Source organism: Streptoalloteichus tenebrarius (assembly GCF_024171885.1).
GTDB lineage: Bacteria > Actinomycetota > Actinomycetes > Mycobacteriales > Pseudonocardiaceae > Streptoalloteichus > Streptoalloteichus tenebrarius.
On sequence record NZ_JAMTCP010000011.1, the window covers coordinates 41,422 to 64,874 of the forward strand.

Sequence of the window (23,453 nt, forward strand, 5' to 3'; positions counted from 1 at the left end):
GGCACTGACCTGGTTCCTCTGTCCCGGCGGAACCGGAGGACAGGTGATCGCGTTGGAGCGGTCCTGCGCGATCCGCCGTTCCTGCGCGTGGTCGACCATCGGTCCGGGGCAGCCCTTCGGCAGGTGCGGCAGCTTCCACGGCCGGCGCACCGCTTTACCCGGGATCTCCGCAGTCCCGGCACGGATCGACGCACGTAGTCGCCGTCCGGGTCGAACTTCTCGCCCCGCGTGCGCGGGGAAGACGCCCTCGCCCCGGGCGGCGGCAGGGGTTGCCCGGACTCACCCCCGCGTGCGCGGGGAAGACGCGCCCTGGACCTGCTGGCGGGCGCCGACGATCGACTCACCCCCGCGTGCGCGGGGAGGACTACCAACGGACAGACGACGGCGTCAGCGCGGTGGACTCACCCCCGCGTGCGCGGGGAAGACCCTTCGCGACCTGGGCTAACACCAGGTCGTTACCGTTTCTTGATCTCGGGTGGGGCGGGACAGGGGCATGGCTCCATGAAACATCATCGGTCGAGGCTCCTGGGTGTGGGAAGGCCCGAGCCCAGCCGACGCAGATCAGGGATCGGAGTGATCAGCGGGCGAGACGGTGGACGAGGTCCCACTGCTGGCGGGTCAGTGGTCGACCCGCGCCAGCGGTGGCCTGAGGTGTGGACAGCGTCCACCGCAGCAGCGCCTCGGTCCACGCGGCGTACCCCGTGGGGTCCTCGGGCGCGGGTCCGGGCAGCAGCTTGCCCTCGGCGAAGGGGCGCATGGCCAGCATGCCCAGTCCCAGATCACCCGCCAACGGCAGCACCTCGGCGATGACCGCGTGCCCCACCACATGCCCGGCTCCCGCGACGGTCTCGTGGAGGTGATGCGCTCGGGCATGGTCGGGTCGACGTCGGGTGCTGGTGAACCCTCGCGGCACTTCTCGCACCTGCGTGATGCTGGGGTGCAACCCGAGCTCGGGTTCGCGACTGATTCACCAGCGGATTACTCGGTCGAGGCTGGCCGACAAGCGACGAGCAGGCTGGGGCATTAGGGCGTGTCTGACGGATCTTGTTGTTGGGGTCCGGCGGAGTCCTGGTTCCTGGGCAAGGAGTTGGGTGTGGGATGCGGCGCGGGGCGGTGTTGGAGCCGAGGCGTCGTACTTCTGCTTCAACGCCACTGTGATCTGGCGGATCACGTCCAGGGCATGGTCGGCATTTCGTCCCTCGAGGTCGGCGCGAAGTTGGCGGACCCAGGCGACATATCGGTCGTGGTCGGGGCGCTGCGCTTCCGGAACATAGGGTGATTGGGCGGTTAGGTCCTTGACCCACCAGTCCAGCGCTGTCTTGACCTCAACGAGGTCAGTGCTGGTGGCAAGCGTGGTGAACGCCGCTCGGTAGGCGTTCCAGTTGTCCACCTGGTGTTTGGCCGGCCACACCATTGCGCGGAGCTGCTTGAGCGCCGAGCCGGGGTCGACACCGTCGAGGTCGGTGCGGAGCTGCCGGAGCTGGGCGACGTGGGTGGCGTAGGTGGGCCGCTGGTCGTTGGGTATCTGCTCCGCAGCCCGTTCCAGGTCAGAGATCCATTTTTCTAGTGCGGGCTTGACCTGGGCGAGGTCGTCACTGTGGGCCAATACGTTCAAAACCGCCTTGGTTTCGACGCAGCTGCGCTCCGCCACTGCGTCCTGATTCCAGGAGCGCTCCGCGGCTGCGCCCACACCGGCTCCACTGACGATTGTGGCGGCGACGACCACGAGTAGGGCGAGAAGCCCGCTCATATGAACCTTCACAATTTTCCCTTTCTGTTGTTTTTGAGGCTGTGGAACGGGTAGCTAGCGCCGCCGGCGAGGTATCCAGGTGAACAGCCACGCTGCGGTGAACACCGCGGCGAGGACCCATCCCGCCGTGATGCCTGCCGCGACCGCGAGTTCGCTCCATGCGGCACGGCCGGCGTAAGCGTCGATCGCGACCATGAGCAGGGGGCGGACGGGCAGAGCGGAAGCAGCGGTACGAATCCACTCGGGCGCGGCATCGAGAGAGAAGAACGCCCCAGACAGCAACAACATCGGCAGCGAGACGGCGTTGCTGATCGGGGAGGCCGCCGTCTCGTTCGGCATCAGCGGGGTGATCGCGATCCCCAGGGCGTTGCCGACGATCAGCAGTCCGAGCATCGCGGCGACGACATGGACCGGTTGCTCCGGGCGGACGTCGTAGGCGAGAACGGCGACAACACCGAGTAGCACGATGGAGATGGCAGCGACGCAGCTCGCAGCGAGCACCCGGCTTGCGAGCAGGACCCCGGCGCGGACAGGCAGAAGCTGGGCGTGCTTCAGCATGCCGTACTCACGCAGGTACGTCAGAGTGATCACCAAGCTGGTGAACGTGGCCGACATCGCTGAGATCGCCATGGTCGCTGGGGCGTAGTAGCGCGCTGTCGCGTCCCTACCTCCACCGATCGTGGTGAAGGTGACGAGGAACAGCAGGGGGAGTCCGAGAGTGAACAGGGCGGAGGCCGGATTGCGGACCTGGGCGAGCAGGTCGAACCGCAGTTGTCGCGCCAGGGTCGCCAGGGGACCTGGAACTGGGGCGAGTGGGACTTTTCGTGTTTCCAACGGTGGCGAACTGGTGTCGTGCTCAAGCATGGGCAGGTCCTCCCTCGGCCTGGACGTGGTGGAGCAGGTCGAGATAGACGTCCTCGAAGCTCGGCGAGCGGACCGCCACATCGACGACGTTCACTTGGCCTTGGTTGGTGAGAGCCTCGATTTCGCGGACGGTGGTGTGTGGGTCGTAAGTCCGCAGATGCCAACGGTCGGTGGCGGCATCTCGTCTTGTGGACACCACCGACGTCAGCCGTGGCAGTGCCTCAGCTGGAGTGGCGAAGGAGACGACGTTCGGAAGGTGGGCGGTTTGACGTAAGTGAGCGACCGTGCCTTCCCTCCGAATCTGGCCGTCCACGAGGATGGCGACTCTGTCGGCCAGGGCCTCGACCTCGTCGAGCATGTGGCTGGTGAGCACGACCGTGGCCCCAGACGCCTTGTGTTCGCGAATCACCTCCCATACCTCGCGTCGCGCCTGAGGGTCGAAGCCCGTGGTGGGCTCATCCAGGAACAACAGCCTCGGCTGGCCGACGAGGGCGATCGCGAGGTCCAACCGGCGCCGTTCGCCACCTGAGAGTCGGTGTACCCTCCGCGAAGCCAAGTGCTGAAGGCCGACGAGGGCGAGCAGGTCGTCTAGCGATCTGGGCTGGCGGTAATAGGCGCGGTGCATCTGCAGGTACTCGGCGACCGACAGGTCAGCGTCAATTCGGCAGTCCTGAAGCACCACCCCGACGAGGGCACGCCAGCCGGGTGGGGCACGCCACGGATCACGGCCCAGCACCTCGACCTGGCCCCGGTTCGGGCGCCGGAACCCCTCCAGGCATTCGATGAGGGTGGTCTTGCCTGCCCCGTTGGGGCCGAGCAACGCCCATACCTCACCGGCACCAACGGCGACGTCGACTTGCTCAAGGACCGTGGTGGCCCCGTATGCGACGACCACCTGGTGGGCGCGCACAATCAGGGAAGCATCGCTCATACCAACGACCCTCCCGTCTGATGACGACCGACAGAACTACCGAGGGTGAGAAGCTCGCCTCTACCGATCGGTAGAGGCAGCAACCGCGAGCCACCCTCGACAATCCCGTGTGCCAGCCAGGAAGGGGCGGATGGAGCCTATGGACAGCCTTGCCTCCGGCGACCGCGGCAATGCCTGGACGGTCCGCCTCCGCACCTGGGACTCCTTGTGGATCGCATCAGTGATCTTGTGCGCGCTGGGTTTGGTAGCGTTGCCGCCCGCACTGTCGGTCCGCACAGCTGTCGCGGCCGGCGCGGTTGTGGTCGCCTCGCTGCTGTACGTGGTCTGGGGCCGGCGCCTACTGGACAGCGGGGATGGCAGCTCCGGCTACCTGTTCCTGCTGACGGCTGCCTGGTCTGTCGCGGTGGCTGCCGCACCGATCATGTGGTTGGCGGCGATGTCGTTCTACGCTCAGGCGTACGCCCTCGTTGCCGCACGGCATGCACACATCGCCGCCCTCACGCTCAGCATCGCGGGCTCGGCCGGGGTGGCGAGCACCGGTTTCGGTTGGAACGGGGAGCGGTTGGTGGCCGGTGCCGCCATAGCCCTGTCAGCCATGATCTGCGTAACGTTCATGGGCTGGCTGATCACCCGGATCATCGCGCAATCTCACGAGCGGCAGCACCTCATCGAGGAGCTGCTGACCACACGTGCTGAACTCGAGAACGTCAGCCATGAACGCGGTGTGCTCGCCGAGCGGCAGCGCATGGCCCAAGAGATCCATGACACCCTTGCCCAAGGATTCACAAGCCTGCGCATGGTTTTGGAAGCGATGGAGACTGAACTCGACCGCGACCCGGCCGCAGCGCGTCGCTACCTGACAACGGCCTACCAGGTCACTGCCGACAGCCTCGCTCAGGCTCGCGCACTGGTCGCCGTCGGTGCGGCACCACAGCTCCATGGCAGCCCTCTGCCCGAAGCGATCGAGCGCCTGCTCACGTCGCTTGGCGATGGCCCAAGTCCGGTCAAAACCGCCCTCACGGTCACCGGCTCGCCCCGGCCGCTACCCGTTGACGCGGAGGTCGCTTTGCTGCGGGCTGCTCAGGAACTCGTCGCCAACGTCCGAAAACACGCTCAGGCGGCTTCGGTGGAAGTGGAGCTGTGCTACACCTCCTCTCAGATCGTCCTCCAAGTCAGCGACAACGGCCGAGGATTTGACACCAACGCGCCTCACAACGGGTATGGACTGAAGGGGATACAGGATCGCCTGGACAACATAGGGGGGAACATCGCGGTATGGAGCAGTCCTGGAGCGGGCACCGCGGTGACCGCCACGGTCCACAGCTGATCCGCGTCGTGATCGTTGACGATCACCCCGTGGTTCGTGACGGTCTCACCGCTCTGTTGTCCGGCCAGGAGAACATCGAGGTGGTCGCGGAGGCCGCCAACGGGTTGGAGGCCGTCGCCGTCTGCGCGGCGCACCGTCCCAGGGTGGTGTTGATGGACCTCAGGATGCCGAAGATGGACGGTGCGACCGCCACGAAATTGATCACGGAGGAGAACCCCGATGTGAAGGTCCTGGTGCTCACCACCTACGACAGTGATACGGACATTGTCCGAGCCATCGAGGCTGGAGCCATCAGCTACCTTCTCAAGGACACCCCCCGCGCCGGACTTGTCGGCGCGATCGTCGCCGCTGCTGAAGGACGGTCCACCCTCGCCCCTCACGTTGCGACGAAGCTCGTGCAGCGCGGTGGGGCGGGCGCGCCGTCGTTGACCGCGCGGGAGCTTGACGTGCTGCGTTTGGTCGCCGTCGGCGACAGCAACTCCGTGATCGCCCAGCGACTGGGTATCGGGGAAGGCACCGTCAAGACTCATCTGCACAACCTGTTCCGCAAGCTCGGCGTCACCGATCGCACCGCCGCGGCCATCTCGGCGATCGCCGTTGGGCTCATCCCCAACCCTCACGCGGAGGAACGGTGAATCTCACCGAACCCGTCCACAAGCTTCGGTTCATGGCAATGGCCTTGGCGCAGAGCAATCACCAGAGGTACATGGGCGTGGCGCATTTCCTGTACCCGGTCACGCACATGGCACTCAACAACGTGCCTGGCGAGGATGACTGGATCACGGTAGGAGCACTACGTCGGGCGGGCATCAGTTGTCAAGCCCTGACGGTGCTTGAGGCAGAGGTCAAGAGGATCAGACGGGTCTGGCTACGCCCTCGCTACCGTGCGCTCAAGGACACACCCGAGGCTCGCGACATCCTGACTGCCGCCCGCAACGGCATCGCCGGCCCCACTGACACCGTTGACAGTGGCCACGTCCTTGTCTCAGCCTTTCTGCCAGTACGCTCGGCGGGGCGACCTCAGTGAGCTGGGCGTCAATCTTCCTGAGCTGTCAGGTGCTGTCTCGCGGAGCGTCATCAGTGTCCTGAGTAAACTCGGCCTGGTTCTGTGCTGGAGCGCGGGGCGTACGAGAATATGCAGTGCTGCCCCGGTCCGGTGTCCGGGGCAGCACTATTTTAGGTGACTCATCCGCCGCAGTTTGTATCTACTGATCCGCGTTAGCGTCCTCTGTGGACAGTCCCTCGGTGAGTACCTCGCCCTCTGGCAGGCGGGTGCCGCCGCCGAAGATCCCGCAGCCGTCGACCGGCCCCTGGGGCCGTTCCATCTGTCGGTCCGGGTCCGGGAAGGGGTGCAGCGCGGGACCCTTCACCAGGGTCTTGGGATCGCCGGTGGTGGGGGTGCCCACGAAGTAGGCGCGCAGGAAGCGCCGGTCCCCGGCGTTCTCGAACGGACGACCGCCGAGATGGTGCTCGGCCACACCGACGTGGCCGAGCACCACCCCCGACCGCTCGTCATGGGTGGGGGTGGTGGACTTCAGGAACAGAGGCCGCCGCTGTTCAACGCCACGACGAGGCCGATTCCCAGGGTGGCGAGGCCGAGGGCGGTGACCGGAAGCTTGTGACGGAGTAGGCCGTCGTGCTTGAAGTGGTTGTCTTCTTCAGCGGCCCCCAGAGCTGCGGGCGAGGGGTAGGCGGACGCAACAGGTTCGCCCATGCGCGACTTCCAGGTCGCCGCGGCCGCCCTGACCGGGCTGCCCGTGACGCACGTCTACTACTGGGCGACTTCGCTCAACGCCGAGTTCGGCGGTCGCGACGCGGTGGACGCCACCGGGCAGAACGCGCCAGGTGTTATCGCGATGCTCGACGCCATCGGCGGCGAACTCACCCCGGGGGACCGCATTCGCTTCCCCCGACCCGGCTGGGCCGACTCCATCCTGGAGTACTTCTGGGGGCTCGGCGCCGCTGTCGCCAGAATCCTGGACACCGTTCCCTGGGCCTGCCTCGATTCTGGGGTCCTGCCCTACTCCCGTCCCGAGCTCGGACCCGCTGTCGGAACGGGTGCCGCGACGGCCGAACCAGGGGCCGCTGGGTGCGTTCACTGGGCACCGCCCGCGCGGAAACCGGTGACGGAGCCGCCCTCGTGCACGGTGCCGACCTGCTGCCGGACGCGGGTAGCGGCGTCCAGGGTCGAAATGCCCAGATCAGCGCCGGTCAACGCGCCCCGGACGTGATCAGCGGACTGCTCGACCTCAATCAGCGACCTCGCCGCTGCGTTCAGATCTACCGGAACGCCCTCCAGGCGCTCCAGTGCTGCGTGCAGCCGCTGCACCGTGTCCAGCAACACCGTGTCCCTCGGCTCCAGGGCGAGCTTCTTAGCGCGGTAGACCTCCAACACCCGCATCGCGCTGATCACCTCGTGTTCCGCAGCGTCCTTGTCCACCGTCTTGTGCGCGCCTAGGCCCTGCTCGGGCTCAGCAGCAGGGGAGTCCTCCACGGCAACCAGCTGCGGACTCTGCGGTCGAACCGCCCGCGGGTCCCGGCGTACCAGCGGTGCGGCGTTGCGCCCGGCGGTCGAGGGCGGCATTCGCGCGGTCGAACAGGAACTTCACGGCGTATCCCAGCCCGACAGCTCCCAGCGAGGACAACGACAACGGATCCATGAACCGATGACTCCCAAGGTGACGGGCCTTCCAGCCCCGTGTACGACGGCGGATATCGGAACACACTCAGTGCGGCGTCGGATGTCGTTCCCGCCCCGTCCACTCGATCGGCCCATCACGGACGCGGCTCCACCCTCTCGGCCTGTCTGATCTAGTGCCTTATCACCGTCGCATGTCCACATCAGGGCAGCGCACCGGGGTTCGACGGGGACCGTGGCACCATAGCGGCAAGGGTGGCCGAGCTGGCTATAGCGCGCAGTGCCGACGTTCCTTCTCCCTCGCGGATACATGACATCGGAGGGATTGATGGTGAACCGGAGAACACCGTTCTCCTGTAGAGGCTTGCGCTTACCTGCGGATTTCCGGTAGGTGGACCCACTCGGTCGGGATCGATGCCATGACTGGAGACCCGGCGACAGCAGAGTGTGCGTCTGGCGGAAGAGGAGACGCCAACGCCGCTGAAGCGATCATGCTCCCGCGCGGCGCGCGGCGTCTCCCGCTACCTGGGCGAGGACAAGCGCATCCACCTCCGAGGACGGCGATGGCGAGCAGGACCGATGGGGGAAGAGTTGCCGTGCACAGGCCGAGGATGAGCCAGGCTACTTATACCTTCGGCACACGAGACACCTTACCCACCACAAACAGTCCAGTTACTTGACGGTCTCAACGGTCGCGGCGTCGACCCATCTCGCCAGGATGCTGAACGCGGCCAACTGCTCCAAAGCCTCGTTCTCATCGAGCTCATCGAGCTGTTCATGAGCGATCGGATTGCGGATCGCCGAGTAAACACCCCTGGCGAAGTTGCCCGCCCCTTCGTGACGGTTCCTGAACGTCTCGCTCCCATCGTCGGCGCTCAGGCGCAAGCGAGGGTGCCCGCTCGTCGGAGCATTGGTCGAGAAGGCATCAGACAGCAGCTTTGCGTCCGAGACGTCCCTTCGTCCCAGTTTGGCCTGGGCCTGCGCGTTGATAGCCCTGGCTGCCGCACCGACGGCCTCGCGGAAGTGGCCACTGCTCCACAGCCCTTGCACGCTTCCCCAAACCCAGGGATGCAATGTCGCGGCGTCGAGCAGCGGTGCGCCACTGCCCAGGTTGTCGATGATTTCCTGCTCGGACTCCAACTGCGCGATCGCCCGCTGGGCGCCCTCGCGATGACGCCACATCGGCTGCCTCGATGGCTCCTCCCAGTCGGCGGTTCGCCAAACCGGAACCACCCGGTCCAGGATCTGCTCGACGATCTGGGCGGCTGCCAGCACTTGGTCCTTCGGGTGCCGCAACCTGTAGTGCCAGAAGCCGATCATGCCCGGCTGATTGGGAACATGCTCCAGCGAAGCTGTCTCAAGGAAGGCCTTGAGCTTGCCGATCGCCCACTCGCGGTTCAACTGCGCCACCGGCTGACGGTCGCACACGGCACCGACAAAAGCGGGCGCCCAGCTTCCATCCGGAGCCCGAACTGGACTCCATCCTCGGCGAGGTCCGGTTGTTCCAGGGCGTGACGGGCGGCGCGGGTGATCCGGTCGACGTCGCCGCGTTCGGCGGGCGGCAGGGGCGCGGCCACCGCGTCGCGGGCGGCGGCCGCGGCCCCGAGCAGGACCGCGGCGCGCTGGTGGTCCCCGGCGAGGGTGTGGGCGCCGGCCAGGCCCTCCAGCGCCAGGGCTGTCGCGCGGGGGTCGCCGAGCCGCGGGGTGTGGGCGGCGGTGGCGTCGCCGCGGAGTTCGGCGACGAACCCGAGTTCGGCCAGCACCAGGGTGGTGGCGGGGTCGAGGTCGGCCTGTTGGAACCAGCCGAGTTGGGCCTCCACCGCCCCGGCGTGGAAGTGGCGTTCGGGGGCCACGCGCAGGACCCGCTGGTGGTGGGCGTGGGCTTGGGGACGGCACGGTGTGGCGGTGCCTCGCAGACGACATCGAACGACACGCCGAGATCCGGGCCCGAGCCTTGCTGAGCTGATCCGGTCCGCTCGTTTCCCATGGGACAGGTGAGCCCAGCCCCCGGGTGGCCGGGCGCTCACGATCCTGGCGGGCAGTGTGTCCGCTCTTGGTTCGCTTCCACCTCGATGCATGCTGGAAGTTCAGCGAACGAGCACTTGGCGGGGGTATTCTTTAACAGGCTCCCGAGAGTGATCGTCTTCTGTTCCCCGACCGCGGCGTTGAGTCGTTTCGTGGACATGACGTAGAAGTCCCACTGGTCGAGGTTGAGCGGGTCCACCGCGGCTTTGTCAGTGGATGCGAGGACGCAGAAGACGTAGACGTCGGCTTGTCGTGCGCGTTCGGTCGCGTTGGTGTTCGTCGTGGCGTCCCAGCCGAGGGCAGGTTTGATGTCGAAGGAGATCTTCGACAGCCGCTCCTGTTTCCAGCTTTGCAGGTAGGCCGACGACTTCACCTCCACTCGCAGCCCTTGACGGGTCCGTAGGTCGGTGGCATCCCATTCCAGACGCGTGCCGCTGCCGACGCATCCCAGCGCCAGCCCCACGATGTACTCGGCGAGCACGCCACGCATCGCGTTATTGACGAGGTCCGAGCACGCCCAACTCCAGAAGTCGCGGAGGTTCGCGCCGATGGCCCGGCCCTGTTGTGAAAATGGCTCGTCACCAGTCTTGGGAGTCACAGCGAGCGCGTCCAGGTTGTTGTGCGGCATGGGGTTCTGTCTCTCGATCGGTTCCGGGGCTCGGAGTTGGCCTGTTGCGAATGGCGGCTGATGTCGGCGGTGTAGGCGGCCCGTCGCCGGAGCTGGCTTGCTGCCATTGCACGGCAACCACGATGTGGATGCCGACATGCGGGCCAGCATCGCGGCGGGCAGCACACTGGCCAGTGTGAACAGGGCGGTGGAGCGGTGTCGCCGGGGATCCGGGTCGATCCGCTGCGGGCGGTTGCCCGGCGCGTCGTTGCCGATGGGATGGGCGGGGTGTTCGCCGAGGAACAGCCAAGTCTTGGCATCAGGCGCGGTGAGGATGTTGCCGCCCTTGCCGGGGGCCAGTTCTCGGACCAGACGGCCAGTCGCTCGGGAAGAGTGACGGGACGCGGCTGAAGGTGATCGCGACGTTGCCACCGTTGTCCTGAATGTCGTCGGCAGTGAGCTGAGTGGTCGTGGCCATGCGCCGGACATATAGCACACGAGCAGCAGCTCGGTGACCCGATCGGAGATCGTGAGTGTGTCCTCGTGCAGGAGTCGCTGGCATCGGCCCAGTGCTTCTCGGTATCCAGCATGCCCGTGGTCCCATGCCAGCGGGTCGCCTCGAAGGGCAGGCCGTGGGCGTGTTTTGGGTGACCGCCCAGCAGACGAAGTGCGCTGTCTCGTCTCGGTAGCGGTGCCCGTCGACGGTCCAGGTGTCCAGATTGACCTGCGCGCAGTCGTTCGTTGCCCTCTCCTTCATCTCAGAGGTGGGTACTTCGGTCCAATGGGGACCGCCGGCCCGCGTGCGGCGGTCCCCCTGCGTCAGGTTCGGACGTTCTTGCTCGCTGCGTAGATGGGGGAATCGGTGAAACTGGTGGGGTGGGCAGACACGGCCGACGATCGGTAGGGACGGTCCGTTTGGGTGGGCGGGTCCACAGTGGGTGCAGGGAGTGCGCCGGCCGTCGCGGCCATCACCACCGGGAGGATCACTCCGACGTGCAGTGACGGCCACCATCGCGTGAAGATCACGACGTGGCACGTTACCGATCCCGAGGAAGATCAAGATCGGGGAGATGCTGCGGCAACCTCAGGTCCGCTTCGGCATAATGCCTGAGTTTCGCGTCAGGGCGGCCCTCCTCGCGGGCGGCAGCGCGGGGAGCTCGGCTCGTACCTCCCCGAGTTCGTCCCGGAGTGTGTCAGCGCGTGGGTGGCCGAGCTCCTGGTACAGGTCGACTGCCCGTTTCCATGCTTCACCGGCGGCCTCATGAAGCCCGAGCTTCCTGAGCACGAGGCCGAGAACGTCCGTCGCCTGTGCCTCGCCCTCGGGATCGCGGGCCTGCCGGTAGCAGGCGATCGCGATGCGGATGGCTGTTCGAGACTCCTCCCACTGGTCACGGTCGCCAGACATCTGGGCGAGCACTGTGTACGCCAGCCCTGCCCCGGACAGGTTGGTCCTTCTGCGGTGGATGGCCAACGCCTCTCGGCAGTACTGCTCCGCCGCGGTGGTGTCGCCTGAGAGGTAGTGCAGCTCGCCGAGCTCCGCCAAGATCGTGCCCTGCATGTGGAGGTCACCGATGGTCCTGCTGAGCTGCCATGCGTGCTGATACTGCGGGGAGGCGTCGGTGTAACGCCTGGCCTGCGCGTAGGCCCAGGCGAGCCGGCGCGAGGCGCGCACCTCCTCACCCGGCAGTCCGGTTCCTACTGCCAGGGACAGGGACCGGCGGTAGAACTCGATGCCCTCGGGGTAGCGTCGCCGCCTGATGTGCGTTGTCCCCAGGTTGTGGAGGGCGGCCGAGCAGCCCGGAACATCTCCCAGTGCTTCGTAGAGGGCGTAGGACTTGCGGAAGCAGGTGTCGGCCTCTTCGTAGTCCCTCAGCTCTTGGTGGACGCTGCCGAGGTTGTTGAATGCCGAGGCCTCCATGTCCTTGTCTCGCGCCGCTTTCGCTGCGCGAACAGCCACGGTGAACACGAGGACGAGTTCCTCGTAGTGTCCGAAGTGGAGGAGTATGTCGACGAACGTGCTGGGGAGAAGGGCGGCATGGTGGTGGAGCCCGAGGCGCTCCGCCTGTTGTACCACCGCGATCAGGTTTTCTTCCTCTTCGCGGACCCATCGGAGGGCGGCGCGAGGGCCGTCGACGTGGAGTGGCCGTGTTTCATGGCTCGGGGGAGGCACGGGGGTAGGTTCGACGTGCGGCATGAATGCCTTCTCGGCGTTGCTTGAGGAGTAGAGGTACCAGTCGAGCATCCGCACTGCGGCTTTGTGTCGGCTTGGAGCGTCCTCGGTGAGGATGTGGTTCCTCGCGTACTCCCACAGGAGATCATGCATCCGATACCGGTCCCGGGAAATCTGGTGGATCAGGTGTGTGCCGACCAGGACGTCGAGGTGGCGTTGTGTCTCCGGGCCCGTCGAGGCGTTGAGTGCGGTGGCGACGTGGAGGCTGAACTCGGGAGTCGGGTGGAGTCCCAACAACCGGAACAGACGTTTGGCGTCGTCGGGCAGGGCCTCGTAACTCCACGAGAAGACGGTTCGCAGGATCGGGTTCTCTACCTCGCCCCCCAACAACAGCATGGAGCGTTGGTGGCGAAGTTCCGCAACGAGATCGGAGAGTGAGCGTTCGTGGTGACTGCTCACATGTTGACCGACGAGCTGCATGGCCAGGGGCAGGCCGCCGCACATGGTCACGAGAGCCTGTAGCGCCTTCGGTTCCGTGTGCGCCCGCCTACCGATGTGGTTGCGTAACCACTCGGCTGTTTGGTCGTCGCTCAGCGGGCGCAGTGTCATCCGGTGGGCGCCGTGGCGCAGGGCGAGGCCGGAGAGCTGGTTTCGGCTGGTGACCACGACCAGGCAACTGGACAGGGGTGCGAGAAGTGGGCGCACGTGCGCGGAGTCGGTGACGTTGTCCAGCACGACAAGCGCCCGTTGCCCCCCGAACTGGTTGCGAAGCTCAGTCCATCGGTCGTCGCTGCTCGGAATGGACTTCACGTTCACGCCCCGCGCGGTGAGCAGATGGACCACGGCCTCGGCCGGCTCGATGCGGGACTCGGACGCGAACCCTCGGAGGTCGAGGTACACCTGGCCGCCGGGAAGGCGCTCGCGGGCGCGGTGGGCCCAGTGAATGACCAGGGTCGTCTTGCCGATGCCGGGAAAGCCGTCCAGCGCGATGAGGCCCCCGTGTCGGCTGGTGAGCCAGCGGTCCAGGCAGTGGTCCAGTTCCGCGAGGAGATCCTCGCGGCCGGCGAAGTTCCAGATGTCGTGTGGAAGATCGCCACCTGTCGCGCCGATTTCGAGGTTCGCGGGCAGCACGACAGCCTCGGCCGCGGCTCCGTTCGTCTCTGCCGCAGGCATCTGGTCGGCGGACATCGACCTTTCATGCAGGGCCTGGAGTTCCGCGCAGGGCGCTGCTCCTGTCTCCGCCGTGAACCACCGACGAAAATCGAGGAAGAAGGAGATCGCCTCCTGGTACCTGGCGAGCGCGTGGAGCGATCGGATCTTGTATGTGGCGAGTTTCTGGTCGAGGGTGTGCTCGTCCTGGATTTCGTCGACCAGTTCGAGAACGGCTTGATGGTCCTGCAACCGCTGGTAGTTCTCCAACAGCGCGTACTGGGCTGGCAGAAGGACGTTGCTTGTCAGTCGTCGCCGCTGGGAGTCCGCCCACCGTGTGTCGAGATCGGCCAGAGGAGTTTCCCACATCCCCAACGCGTCGTGCAGCAGCACACGGGCCCGGTCGTACTCACCGTGCCGCGTGGCCTCTCCCGCCTCCCGAACCAGTGCCCGGAACTGCCAGAAGTCGATGAAGGTCTCGTCGATCTCCAGCTTGTAGAACCCGTTGGCGTGACGAAGCTCCAGTGACGGAACGGCACGCCTGAGCACCTTGCGAATCCGACTCACTGAGGTTTGCAGGCACTGCCGGACACTTCTCGGGGCCGGCGCGTCCCAGAGCCAACCGATCAACTCTTCGACGGAGACGGGCCTGCCTCGACGGTAGAGCAGCACGGCGAGCAGGGCGCGTTCCTTGGCCCGCCCCCAGTTCTCGATCGTGCGTCCGCTGACGCGTAACCGTGTGCGTCCGAAGATCTTGAAGACGAGCTTCACGCGACCCCCATGCCGGACCCGTGTCGGACCCCCGACCGACGTCGACCGCAAGTGTGCTGGGTCGTACCCCGCCGTCGCCGCGCCTATGCGCAACGTGATCACAATGTTACGCACAGTAGTGCAGTTGGCCGAGAAGTGTCACAAGCGACAGGCAAGTACATGGCAAGTCGGCGTCAAGCGGAAGCGCGCTTCGGCGTAGCGACCAGGGCTGACCTCGCCGCGACGGCCAGGCCGGCGGCGGCAAGCGCGTTGACGAGAACGAGACCGGCGGTATGGCAAGCGCCGTTCTCCATCCTCGCTCGCGTCCGGAGATCGGCATGGGCCCGACGCGGCCCGCATCCGGACGGGGGGAGGTTCGCTGTGAACAACATTGATGTCGCAGTGATCGGCTTGGGCGTTACGGGCCTGCCCATGGCGATCGCTGCCGCCAACTCCGGGATGTCCGTCGTGGGGGTGGACGCCGATCCACGACGGGTGGGCGAACTGCGCGCGGCGCCGCCCGTTCCGCGTCTGCGCGTACGGCTGGCGGGCGCTGTCGCGCCGACGGCCGGCGTACACCTGTTGTGCGTGCCGACGCCGCCGGGTGGTGACGACGGCGCGGATCTCGCGCCGCTCTCGCTCGCCTGCCGGGCAGTGGGACGCGCGGTGCGGCGTGGTGGTCTCGTCGTCGTGCAGAGCACGTGCCCGCCGGGCACGGTGGAAGGGCGGGTCGCCCGCCGGTTGGCCGACGCCTCGGGTCTCGCGCCGGGCGTCGACTTCCATCTCGCTCACGCGCCGGACCGCATCGACCCCGGCAACCAGTCCCTGCCCGCCACGCGCATCCCGCGTGTGGTCGGCGGGCTCACGCCGCGCTGCACCGAGGTCGCGGCCGCGTTCATGGCGCGGCTGGTCGAGCGCGTGGTGCCGGTCAGCACCTGCCGGACCGCCGAGTTCGTGAAGACGTTCGAGAACACGTTCCGGCTGGTCAACATCTCACTCGTCAACGAGCTGGCGGAGTTGTGCCGCTCCTGGGGGGTCGAGGTGGGCGAGGTGCTCGACGCCGCGGCCACCAAGCCGTTCGGCTTCCTCCCGCACCGGCCGGGAATCGGCGCGGGGGGAGCGTGCATCCCGGTGGTGCCGGGGTTCCTCAGCTCCGGCGCCCGCCGGGTCGGGGTGCGCACCGAGGTCGTCGACGCCGCCCTGGCGGTCAACGAGGTGATGCCCGCCAGGGTCGTGGCCCGGCTACAGGAGGCGTTGGCGGCACGGGGCATGATCTTGAGGGGACGACGTGTCCTGGTGGTCGGCGTCTGCTACAAGCCCGACGTGGCTGACGTCCGACAGTCCGCGGCGGTGCGGGTTCTGGACCGCCTACGCCTGGAGGCGTCGGTGTGCTACCACGACCCGCTCGTCCCTCTGCTGTGCCTGCCCGACGGGTCCGTCCTGCGCTCCACGCCGTTGGCCGAACTCGACGGGTTCGACCTCGCGGTCGTGCTGACCCGGCACGCCGGCCTGGCGGAGTCACTGCGGGGTGCCCGGATTCCGGTCGTGGACATGGCGGACGGACAGGCCCGATGGATCAGCCCGTCCGGGCCGCGGGATCAGGAGACGCAGGCAGGGTGACTCGCCGCGCCTGACGCCAGGCGGACGAACGGGCTCGGGTGTGGTGCGGGGCTGTCCGTCCCGCACCACACCCTGGCCCGCCTTCCGCACCGCACCTCTTCGCCATCTCCGAAGGCCGCCGCGTAGTACCGCTCACCGGGCGGACGGCCTCGCCCCCCCACCATCCAGCTCACCACCTTGAGAGGACCGCTTCCGATGAGCAGACCCACACCCGCCTCAGCGTCACGAGCCCTGCTGTCCGTCTCCTGCGTCCTGCCCGACGTGGTGGTGCCCGGCGACGGGGACCCCGGCTTCACCGTGGTGTACATGGAGCACGCCGAGCCCAGCCAGTGGGAACTGGCTGACGTGCTCGTGGTGCCGCCGCGGTCCAACGCCGATCAGGTCGACCGCGCGGCGCGGGAGACGTTGCGGACTTACGTCGGTTGTTCGATTGTCGCGGCTGTCTGCGCTGGCGCTGGCTGCGTTGTGGTCTCCCGGGACGGGCAGCGTGCGGAGTTGTCCGGTGATCCGAGTGTCGCCACGGACATCGGCCGGTTCGCGGCGGTCGCCTACGCGTGGCTCGTGGCGGGGCGCCCGCTGGCCTCGCTGCGACCCGCCGATGTCGCGGCCGCCTCGCTGGATTGGGGCAGGTGCGAGCCCTCCGGAGGTCAGCGTGGTTCGTGGCGGGGGGTCTCCGGATCTGACCCGCTCAGCCGCTCGCGGAGGCGATCGGCGAGGGGGCTGCCCAGGCCCCGGTAGTACTGCTCGGCCCGTTCCCAGTGGTCGTGTGCCGTGCTGAGGTCGCCGCGTGATGCGGCGACCTCGCCCAGCACCGTGAGGGCTTCCGCCTCGTAGTAGGGCGAGCGATGCGCGGACAGGTTGGCCATGGCTTGGTCCAGGAAGCTCGTCGCCTGAGCGCCGTCCCCGGCGCGGTGGAAGGTGGACCCGAGCGAGGTCAGAACCCTGGCCTCGCCCACCAGGTCGCCCAACTCGGCCATGAGGCCGCGGGCCGCGGTGAGTTCCTGGACGGCCTCGTCGGTGTGTCCGAGATCGGCGAGGATCTCGCCGATCCAGCGGCGTCGCATCGCCACCGCGCGTGGTTGGTTCTGTGTGTGGGCGAGGGCGACAGCCTGGCGGAGGTGGTCGACGGCCTCGGGGAGGTGACCGCGCCCGCGGGCGGCGATGCCGAGCTGTTCCAACGCCGTGGCCTCGGTCGGCCGGTGTCCGTGGTCACGCGCCAGGCGCAGGGCCTGGTGGCACTCGCTCTCGGCGTTCGCGAACCGTTCCAGGTCCAGGTAGGCGGTCGCGAGCTGACACCGCATCCTGGCCTCGGCCACCGGGTTCCGGTCCAGGCGGGCGGACTGGATCGCGAGCTGGTGCAGGGCGATCCAGTCCTGGTAGGGGCGGCGATGAACGAGCACACTCCACATGGCCTCGCAGAACTGCCAGACCAGCGCGTTCCAGTGGCGTTCGGCGGCCAGGTGGACGGCGTGGACCAGGTTGGTGTGTTCGGAGTCCAACCACGCCAGGGCGTTGTCGCGGGAGTCGAAGGCGGGGGTGGCCGCGGGAGCGAGGTCGTAACCCGGCCCGACCCGCACCCGGGTCGGGCGGACGGCCAGGTCCGCGGCGATGGTCTGTTCCAGGTACCAGTCGAGCACGCGTCGCTGCACCGTGTCCCTGTGCTGGGCGGGTTCGGCGGCCTCGGCTCGCTGGGAGGCGTCCAGCCGCACGAGGTCGTGGAACCGGAAGCGCTCGTGGGGGCTTTCGTCCAACAAGTTGGTGCGTACCAGTCCGGTGACGTGGCGGAGAGCCTCATCCTCGTCGGTGTCGAGGATGACGGCAGCGGCCTGGAGCCCGAAGGTAGGGCCGGGATGGAGGGCGAGGAGCCGGTACGCACGGGCCAGCTCGGGGTTGAGGTTGTGGTAGGACAGGTCGAACACCGCCTTCAGGGAGAGCTGATCGTCGGCCGCCAGGTTGGCGAGACGTCGTCGTTCGTCGTGCAGGGCGTGTGCCGCGCGGGAGAGCCGCCAGTGAGGTCGTTCTGCCAGACGTGCGGACAGCAGTGACAGGGCGATGGGCAGGCCGCCGCACAGCACGGCGAGTTCCTGGGCGGGGAGAGGCTCCTGTTCGACCCGGCGTGAGCCCACCACCTTGCTCAGCAGCAGGACCGAGGCGTCGGTGGCCAGTGGTTCCACGTCGAGGAACTGGGCGCCGTCCAGGGCCAGACCGCTGAGCCGCCACCGACTGGTGATCACCACGATGCTGTGCGGCGACGGGGGCACCAGCGGTCGGACCTGGGCGACTGATCTGGCGTTGTCCAGGAGGACCGCGAGCCGGCTGTCGGCGGTGAGGGTGCGGAACAGCGCCGTGCGTTCGGGGAGGGCGGCGGGGACGTGTTCTGGGGCGACACCGAGTGCGCGCAGGAACCCGCCGAGCACGTCGCTGGGAGCCACCGGGTCCTTCTGGGGGGTGAACCCCGCCAGGTCGACGAAGAGCTGGCCGTCGCGTAGACCCGATGCGCGTCTGGACAGCCAGTGCAGGGCGAGCGCGGTCTTGCCGATGCCGCCGATCCCGTTGACCACGACCAGCAGCGGGCCGGGCCGCGTTTCGTCGAACCACTGGTCGAGTTGGTCGAGTTCCGTGTCGCGATTGGTGAAGGACGGTGGGGGCGCGGGGAGTTGGCGGGGGGACGGGGGCGACCGGGGGATCGGGCGGCTGGTGAAGATGGACACCGCCGTGGATGGCGCCGCTCTGGATGACCGGTCCCACCGTCGAAGCGGTCACGGAGCTGTCGACGGTGGTCTCCGTGGCCGCTCTCTGGTCCTCACCGCCTGATCCGCGCATGTCCCGCTCCGCCTGACATCGCGTCACCTCTGGTGGCACGGCAAACGTCTCCTGTGTATCGCGGTCGAGTGCCCTAGTGTTTCGATGTCATCGTTCTTCCTGCGAAGGATGTAGCGCATTGCGTCGAAGGCATGCCTTCTCGCTACTGTCTGTTCATCACGTCGTGTGGACTAGGGCCACCGATCGAGCAAAAGATGTTGGTTGTTTCCGCTCACTACTGGTGCGCTCGGCCTCACGGTGGTTCGGCTCGGCGTGGCCTGGCGCGGAACGTGAGAGTCTGTCGGCAACGGGGAAGAACTTCCGGCGTGAGGTGTCGTCCTGGCTTGTGCTTGGGCTCTGCACGGCGTTCGGAGCAAGACCATCTGTTCCTGATCCGTCTTCACACTTCAGAGACGCACGTTGCGTGGTGAGGTAACTCAAGTCTGCGGAAGCGCTACCTTCCGGACCGAAGGTGCGGGCCTGTCCAGGGACTTCCGACGCGATGTGAAAATTTCTTGGTGGCGTCCTCCCGTCAGCGCGACCAGCAGCTCTACCGTGAATGAGATTTCTGGCAGGCTTCTGTGCCCTTGCTCCTTTCCCCACCGATGAATCTGATAGCCGCTACTGCTGTCCCCTTCAGGGATGCAACGACTAACCCCGCGTACGTGGGGAGGACCGGCCGCGACCTGGGCTAATGCAGGGCCGTTACCGTTTCTGATCTTTGGTGGGGGGATGGACTGGTGCGGGTGCTCCGGCGGCCACCACGCGGGTCACCGGTTCCTGTCCAGGGAAAGCGGTGGGAGGACGCCCATTCGTTTGACGGTTCTCGTCACCGGTGCCGACTCCAACGTGGTCACCGCGTCCAGCGCGCCGACGCGTTCGGAGAGGTAGCGGTAGAGGTCGCGGCCATCGCGGCAGACGACGAAGGCGACCAGGTTGGTCGGGCCGGTGGTCGCGGCGACGAAGGCCACCTCGGGGTGCCCGGCCAGGGCATGCGCCACCTGGTCGAGGGCGGAGGGGCGCACCGACAGCCACAGCCGGGCCTCCGTGCGGTAACCCAGCGTCGCCGGGGCGATGTTGAGGTCGTAGGACAGGACCCCGGCCTGGCGCAGGAGGTTCAGGCGGCGACGCACGGTGGACTCCGACCGGCCGGAGCCGGCCGCGAGTTCGGCGTGCGAGGCCCTCCCGTCCCGCGCCAGGAGCGCCAGCATCGCGAGGTCGTCCTCGGTGAGCGTGACCGGCGTGGCCTCGGTGGGAGCTGGCGACGGCCGGAGCCGCGCGACCTGGTCGTCGTCGAGGGCCGCCAGTCCGGCCCAGCCGGTGGGCAGGAGGAAGCCGTCCAGGATCGACTGCGCGGTCACCGAGTGGACGCGGTTGGTGCGGGGGAGCCGGTCCAGCAGGAGCGCGTCGCGGTCTCCGGGAGTCGCGGACTGGAGGTAGCAGGAGATCTCCGTGCCGCCGGAGAGCAACTGGACCCAGAACGTGTCAGGGCGACGGGCGAGCGCGGCGGCGATCGCCCCGGCGGCCTCCGGCGAACACCGGACGCGCACCGTCCACGAGTCGTAGCCGAGCAGGGAGGCGTCCACGGCGCCGACGACGTGGAGCACGCCGGCCGCGCGCATCCGTCGGTAGCGGCGGGCGACGGTGTTCTCCGAGACGCCGAGCACCTCGGCGACCCGGCGGAAGGGCGCCCGGCCGTCGATCGCCAGCGCGTGGATCAGCCGGCGGTCGAGGTCGTCCAGCGTGACGGTTTCCATCTCGTCATGGTCTCCCATGGCGGTTCTCGTCATCCTGACGGCTGTCGCTGGAGGGCGAGGGTCGGGTTCGGGACGCTGTCTCCGAGTGGTCAAGAGCCGTGGGGAGTGGGAGAACCATGACCGGACAAGGAGAAGAACGCATGGCCGAGCGGGACCAGGAACACCAGGCCGTCCCCGGCTCCCTCGACTTCGACGCCTTCTATGGGGGCGGCGAACTCGTGGAGGGGCTGCCGTACGCGGGGGTGCCGTGGGACATCGGGGAGCCGCAGCCGGCGGTGGCGGAGTTGGAGCGGGCCGGGCACGTCGTCGGGGAGGTGCTCGACGTCGGGTGCGGGCTCGGTGAGAACGCCATCTTCCTCGCCTCGCGGGGATATCGGGTGACCGCGGTCGACGCCTCGCCCAAGGCCATCGAGCAGGCCGAACGACGGGCGGCCGACCGGGGCGTCGACGTCGCCTTCGCGGTGGCGGACGCGACGAGCCTCGCCGGGTACGAGGGCCGGTTCGACACCGTGGTGGACAGCGCCCTCTACCACTGCCTCGACGACGACGCGCGACGTCGTTATGTCGCGGCCCTGCGCCGCGTCACCAAACCCGGAGCGCGCCTGAACATCGTGTGCTTCTCGGACCGGACCATCGCGGGGCTGGGCGCACCGATGCCGGTGTCGGAGGAGAACCTCCGGACGACGGTGGAGGGCGCGGGGTGGCGGATCGTGGAGCTGCGCGAGGAGGTGCTGCTGAGCGCCACGGAGGCCATGACGGCCTACCTGGACCAACCGGGGTGGCCCAGCCGCCGCGGCGAGACGGACGACGAGGGGCGGACCAGGCTTCCCGCCTGGCTGCTGCGCGCGCTCCGCGACTGATCGCCGCGCCGTCGGCGGGCGCGCCCCAGACTGTCCATTGAGGACACTGGGGCGCGTTCGCCCCCACGGGCGGGTGCCGAAGGCGAGGTCCTTTTCTCACGTCCTCGCGGCGGGTAGCGCGGGTGGTCCTGGGTGAACGCGGGCGCGGACCCAGCACGTGGTCAGGCGGTGTGGCGTTCTCGGGGAGTGCGGGCGGGCCGCCCTGTCATCCCAGGGGGTGGTCGTAGCGGATGAACCCGTGGAAGCGGGCGACCCTGTCATAGAGGGCGCGGGCACGCGTGTTGTCCTGCTGGGTGGTCCAGTAGAGGCGCGCGGCTCCGCGTTCCCTGGCCGCGTCGGCCACCCGTTCGATGAGCGCGCCGGCCACGCCGTGGCCGCGCGCGGACTCGGCGACGAACAGGTCCTGGAGGTAGCAGGAGTCCGCCATCCACGCGGTGGCGTGGAACAGGTAGTGGGCGATGCCCAGCAGCCTGCCGTCCCGCCGCGCGCCGACGCCGTGGATCTCCGTGTCGTCCAGCAGCCGGCGCCAGGTCTCCTCGTAGACCTCGTCGGGCACGGTCGTTCGGTAGAACGCCTTGTAGCCGCGGGCCAGCTCTTCCCAGTCGGCACGGTCTCCTGGTCGCAACGCGCCCACCTCGATCACGGCGTTCATGATCGCCATCCTCGCACGCGCGGGGGACGTTCAGGCGTGTGCCCGAGGCGCGGGGAGGCAGGTCGGGCCGCCACGACCACGAGATTTGGTAAACCGAGCGCTCGCTCTAATAATGTCCGGCATGGGGGAACGACCGACCGAGGTGGCACACGCCGGCGCCGAGCCGACGGTGGTCAGGGAGCCCGCGTGGGTCAGGGCCGGGGTCTGGGTGGTGCCGCCGCCGCTGGGCGCGGGAGTCCTCTGGGGGCTCAAGTCGATCTCGGGCTGGATCGCCTCCCTCTCGTGGTTCCCTGCCCAGGGTGTCTTCCGGCTCGTGTCCGAGATCGCCGAGCCCTACGCGACGGCGGGCGCCGTGGCCCTCGGCCTCGTCGCGGGGCTGGTCCTCTCCGCGATCATCGCCTCGGAGCAGCTCACCGTCACCGTCTCGCACCGCGAGGTCCGTTGGCGGCGCGACGGCAAGGAGGGCGGCGTCGACCGGGGTCGGATCGCCTCGGTGTTCGTGGACCGCAAGGCTCTCGTCCTGCTGGACGCGGCCGGCGCGGAGCTGGCCAGGGAGACCTCGGACCTGGCCAGGGAGCGGCTGCGCGACGCCTTCCGCGCGCACGGCTATCCGTGGCGGGACGAGGGCGATCCCTTCGAGCACGACTACCGGCTCTGGGTCGACGGCACCGATGAGCTGAGCGCCACGGCCAACGCGCTCCTGCGTGAGCGGCAGCGGGCCCTGCGCGAGGACGAGGACGACGAGGCGCGCGTGTTGCGGGCGGAGCTGGCCAAGCTCGGGGTCTTCGTGCGCGAGGAGAAGAAGCGCCAGTACTGGCGCACGAAGCCCGAGGTCTCGGGCGAGCGCGCGTCGAGCGGCTGAGGGGCGGGTGGGCCTTGCGTACCGTCGACCCCGTCCGGCACGAGGCCAAGCGGCGGCACATCCTCGGTGCCGCCGCGGCCTGTTTCGCCCGCAAGGGCTTCGAGCGCTCCACCGTCGCGGACATCTGCGCGGCGGCGGGCATCAGCTCGGGCAGCCTGTTCCACTACTTCCCGACCAAGCGGGCGATCTTCAGCGCGATCTTCGAGCAGGACGGCAGGGACAACAGGGCGCGGCTGGCGGCCGTGGCCGACGCGGACGACCCGTGGGAGGCGGTCCTCAGCGTGGTCGACGACCTCGCGCGACCGCTGGAGGACCCGGCCATGGCCGGCCTGGCCATCGAGGTGGCCGCGCACGCGAGCAGGGACGCCGACTTCGCCGCGCTCCTGGCCCGCAACGACCGCGAGCTGGCCGAGGGCCTGGCCGAGCTGCTCCGACGCGCCGCGGCCGAGGGCAGGACCGACGGCTCGGTGGACCCGGCCACCGCCGCCTCCTGGATCGTCGCCCTCGTGGACGCCCTGTACGGGCGGGCCTCGGCGAACCCGGACTTCGTCCTCGCGGACGAGCTGTCCACGCTGCACCTGATCCTGCGCAGGTTCCTCCGCGTCACCGGCGACGAGTGACCCGCGGCCGTACGGCGTCCACAGTGGACTGATCGCCTCGGGATCCTCGTCCCGGGCGCGGGCCGCGAG

General features: G+C 68.2%; 20 protein-coding genes. 7 read left to right on the top strand and 13 right to left on the bottom strand.

Annotated features, from left to right (window positions below; all coding sequences use genetic code 11):
* Positions 1–577: 577 nt before the first annotated feature.
* Genes LX15_RS12550 through LX15_RS12565 form a run of 4 tightly spaced genes read right to left on the bottom strand, consistent with a single transcriptional unit; the run spans position 578 to position 3,545 of the window.
* Positions 578–922, bottom strand: coding sequence for an aldo-keto reductase family protein (locus tag LX15_RS12550; protein ID WP_253669725.1), 345 nt, complete (start codon positions 920–922; stop codon positions 578–580).
* 45 nt (positions 923–967) lie between these two features.
* On the bottom strand, positions 968–1,750 hold the full coding sequence (locus LX15_RS12555; RefSeq protein ID WP_253669726.1) for a hypothetical protein: 783 nt from the start codon (positions 1,748–1,750) through the stop codon (positions 968–970).
* A gap of 54 nt (positions 1,751–1,804) precedes the next feature.
* Positions 1,805–2,614 carry an ABC transporter permease gene (locus tag LX15_RS12560; protein WP_253669727.1) on the bottom strand — a complete coding sequence of 270 codons (810 nt, stop codon included), beginning with the start codon at positions 2,612–2,614 and terminating at the stop codon, positions 1,805–1,807.
* On the bottom strand, positions 2,607–3,545 hold the full coding sequence (locus LX15_RS12565; protein WP_253669728.1) for an ABC transporter ATP-binding protein: 939 nt from the start codon (positions 3,543–3,545) through the stop codon (positions 2,607–2,609). The genes LX15_RS12560 and LX15_RS12565 overlap by 8 nt, the downstream gene beginning before the upstream one ends.
* 130 nt (positions 3,546–3,675) lie before the next feature.
* Here LX15_RS12565 and LX15_RS12570 point away from each other — a divergent pair, with 130 nt between their 5' ends.
* Genes LX15_RS12570 through LX15_RS12580 form a run of 3 tightly spaced genes read left to right on the top strand, consistent with a single transcriptional unit; the run spans position 3,676 to position 5,899 of the window.
* Positions 3,676–4,872, top strand: a complete 1,197-nt coding sequence (locus tag LX15_RS12570; RefSeq protein ID WP_253669729.1) for a sensor histidine kinase — start codon at positions 3,676–3,678, stop codon at positions 4,870–4,872.
* Positions 4,869–5,507, top strand: a complete 639-nt coding sequence (locus tag LX15_RS12575; RefSeq protein WP_253669812.1) for a response regulator — start codon at positions 4,869–4,871, stop codon at positions 5,505–5,507. Before LX15_RS12570 ends, LX15_RS12575 begins: the two co-directional genes overlap by 4 nt.
* Complete coding sequence (locus LX15_RS12580; protein ID WP_253669730.1) at positions 5,504–5,899, top strand: hypothetical protein; 396 nt, start codon at positions 5,504–5,506, stop codon at positions 5,897–5,899. Before LX15_RS12575 ends, LX15_RS12580 begins: the two co-directional genes overlap by 4 nt.
* A 178-nt stretch (positions 5,900–6,077) precedes the next feature.
* Here LX15_RS12580 and LX15_RS12585 read toward each other — a convergent pair whose 3' ends face one another.
* The 6 genes from LX15_RS12585 to LX15_RS12610 all read right to left on the bottom strand — a co-directional run bounded on the left by LX15_RS12585 (position 6,078) and on the right by LX15_RS12610 (position 14,232).
* Complete coding sequence (locus tag LX15_RS12585; protein WP_253669731.1) at positions 6,078–6,371, bottom strand: hypothetical protein; 294 nt, start codon at positions 6,369–6,371, stop codon at positions 6,078–6,080.
* Positions 6,372–6,967: 596 nt separating this feature from the next.
* Positions 6,968–7,366, bottom strand: coding sequence for a hypothetical protein (locus LX15_RS12590; RefSeq protein ID WP_253669732.1), 399 nt, complete (start codon positions 7,364–7,366; stop codon positions 6,968–6,970).
* Positions 7,367–8,182: 816 nt separating this feature from the next.
* Entirely contained in the window at positions 8,183–8,920 is a 738-nt protein-coding gene (locus LX15_RS12595; RefSeq protein ID WP_253669733.1) for a TIGR02391 family protein, read from the bottom strand.
* Positions 8,908–9,363, bottom strand: a complete 456-nt coding sequence (locus LX15_RS12600) for a hypothetical protein (protein WP_308213458.1) — start codon at positions 9,361–9,363, stop codon at positions 8,908–8,910. The genes LX15_RS12595 and LX15_RS12600 overlap by 13 nt, the downstream gene beginning before the upstream one ends.
* 170 nt (positions 9,364–9,533) lie before the next feature.
* The gene (locus LX15_RS12605; protein ID WP_253669734.1) at positions 9,534–10,574 is read right to left on the bottom strand and encodes a hypothetical protein; all 1,041 of its coding nucleotides are present in this window, start codon (positions 10,572–10,574) and stop codon (positions 9,534–9,536) included.
* Positions 10,575–11,226: 652 nt separating this feature from the next.
* Entirely contained in the window at positions 11,227–14,232 is a 3,006-nt protein-coding gene (locus LX15_RS12610) for an AfsR/SARP family transcriptional regulator (protein WP_253669735.1), read from the bottom strand.
* 159 nt (positions 14,233–14,391) lie between these two features.
* Here LX15_RS12610 and LX15_RS12615 point away from each other — a divergent pair, with 159 nt between their 5' ends.
* The gene (locus LX15_RS12615; protein ID WP_301304491.1) at positions 14,392–15,831 is read left to right on the top strand and encodes a nucleotide sugar dehydrogenase; all 1,440 of its coding nucleotides are present in this window, start codon (positions 14,392–14,394) and stop codon (positions 15,829–15,831) included.
* 647 nt (positions 15,832–16,478) lie between these two features.
* Here LX15_RS12615 and LX15_RS33105 read toward each other — a convergent pair.
* Together LX15_RS33105 and LX15_RS12625 are read right to left on the bottom strand one after the other, a co-directional pair.
* Positions 16,479–18,542: a tetratricopeptide repeat protein gene (locus tag LX15_RS33105; protein ID WP_253669737.1), complete on the bottom strand. Its 2,064-nt coding sequence runs from the start codon at positions 18,540–18,542 to the stop codon at positions 16,479–16,481.
* A gap of 861 nt (positions 18,543–19,403) precedes the next feature.
* Positions 19,404–20,390, bottom strand: a complete 987-nt coding sequence (locus tag LX15_RS12625) for an Lrp/AsnC family transcriptional regulator (RefSeq protein ID WP_253669738.1) — start codon at positions 20,388–20,390, stop codon at positions 19,404–19,406.
* Positions 20,391–20,530: 140 nt separating this feature from the next.
* Between LX15_RS12625 and LX15_RS12630 the strand changes: the two genes are divergently transcribed.
* On the top strand, positions 20,531–21,250 hold the full coding sequence (locus tag LX15_RS12630) for a class I SAM-dependent methyltransferase (RefSeq protein ID WP_253669739.1): 720 nt from the start codon (positions 20,531–20,533) through the stop codon (positions 21,248–21,250).
* A 205-nt stretch (positions 21,251–21,455) separates the two neighbouring features.
* Here the strand turns inward: LX15_RS12630 and LX15_RS12635 are convergent, their stop codons facing one another.
* Positions 21,456–21,902: a GNAT family N-acetyltransferase gene (locus LX15_RS12635; RefSeq protein WP_253669740.1), complete on the bottom strand. Its 447-nt coding sequence runs from the start codon at positions 21,900–21,902 to the stop codon at positions 21,456–21,458.
* 121 nt (positions 21,903–22,023) lie between these two features.
* Here LX15_RS12635 and LX15_RS12640 point away from each other — a divergent pair, with 121 nt between their 5' ends.
* Both LX15_RS12640 and LX15_RS12645 read left to right on the top strand, forming a co-directional pair.
* A complete protein-coding gene (locus LX15_RS12640; protein WP_253669741.1) occupies positions 22,024–22,764 on the top strand; it encodes a YqeB family protein in 741 nt (246 codons plus the stop codon).
* 14 nt (positions 22,765–22,778) lie between these two features.
* Entirely contained in the window at positions 22,779–23,384 is a 606-nt protein-coding gene (locus tag LX15_RS12645) for a TetR/AcrR family transcriptional regulator (protein ID WP_253669742.1), read from the top strand.
* The last annotated feature ends 69 nt before the right edge of the window (positions 23,385–23,453 follow it).

Bases quoted from the DNA above. Each gene is read 5' to 3' on its own strand.
- LX15_RS12555 (WP_253669726.1), bottom strand. From the start codon at position 1,750: ATGAGCGGGCTTCTCGCCCTACTCGTGGTCGTCGCCGCCACAATCGTC.
- LX15_RS12560 (WP_253669727.1), bottom strand. From the start codon at position 2,614: ATGCTTGAGCACGACACCAGTTCGCCACCGTTGGAAACACGAAAAGTC.
- LX15_RS12565 (WP_253669728.1), bottom strand. From the start codon at position 3,545: ATGAGCGATGCTTCCCTGATTGTGCGCGCCCACCAGGTGGTCGTCGCA.
- LX15_RS12570 (WP_253669729.1), top strand. From the start codon at position 3,676: ATGGAGCCTATGGACAGCCTTGCCTCCGGCGACCGCGGCAATGCCTGG.
- LX15_RS12615 (WP_301304491.1), top strand. From the start codon at position 14,392: ATGGCAAGTCGGCGTCAAGCGGAAGCGCGCTTCGGCGTAGCGACCAGG.
- LX15_RS12625 (WP_253669738.1), bottom strand. From the start codon at position 20,390: ATGGAAACCGTCACGCTGGACGACCTCGACCGCCGGCTGATCCACGCG.
- LX15_RS12630 (WP_253669739.1), top strand. From the start codon at position 20,531: ATGGCCGAGCGGGACCAGGAACACCAGGCCGTCCCCGGCTCCCTCGAC.
- LX15_RS12635 (WP_253669740.1), bottom strand. From the start codon at position 21,902: ATGAACGCCGTGATCGAGGTGGGCGCGTTGCGACCAGGAGACCGTGCC.
- LX15_RS12640 (WP_253669741.1), top strand. From the start codon at position 22,024: ATGGGGGAACGACCGACCGAGGTGGCACACGCCGGCGCCGAGCCGACG.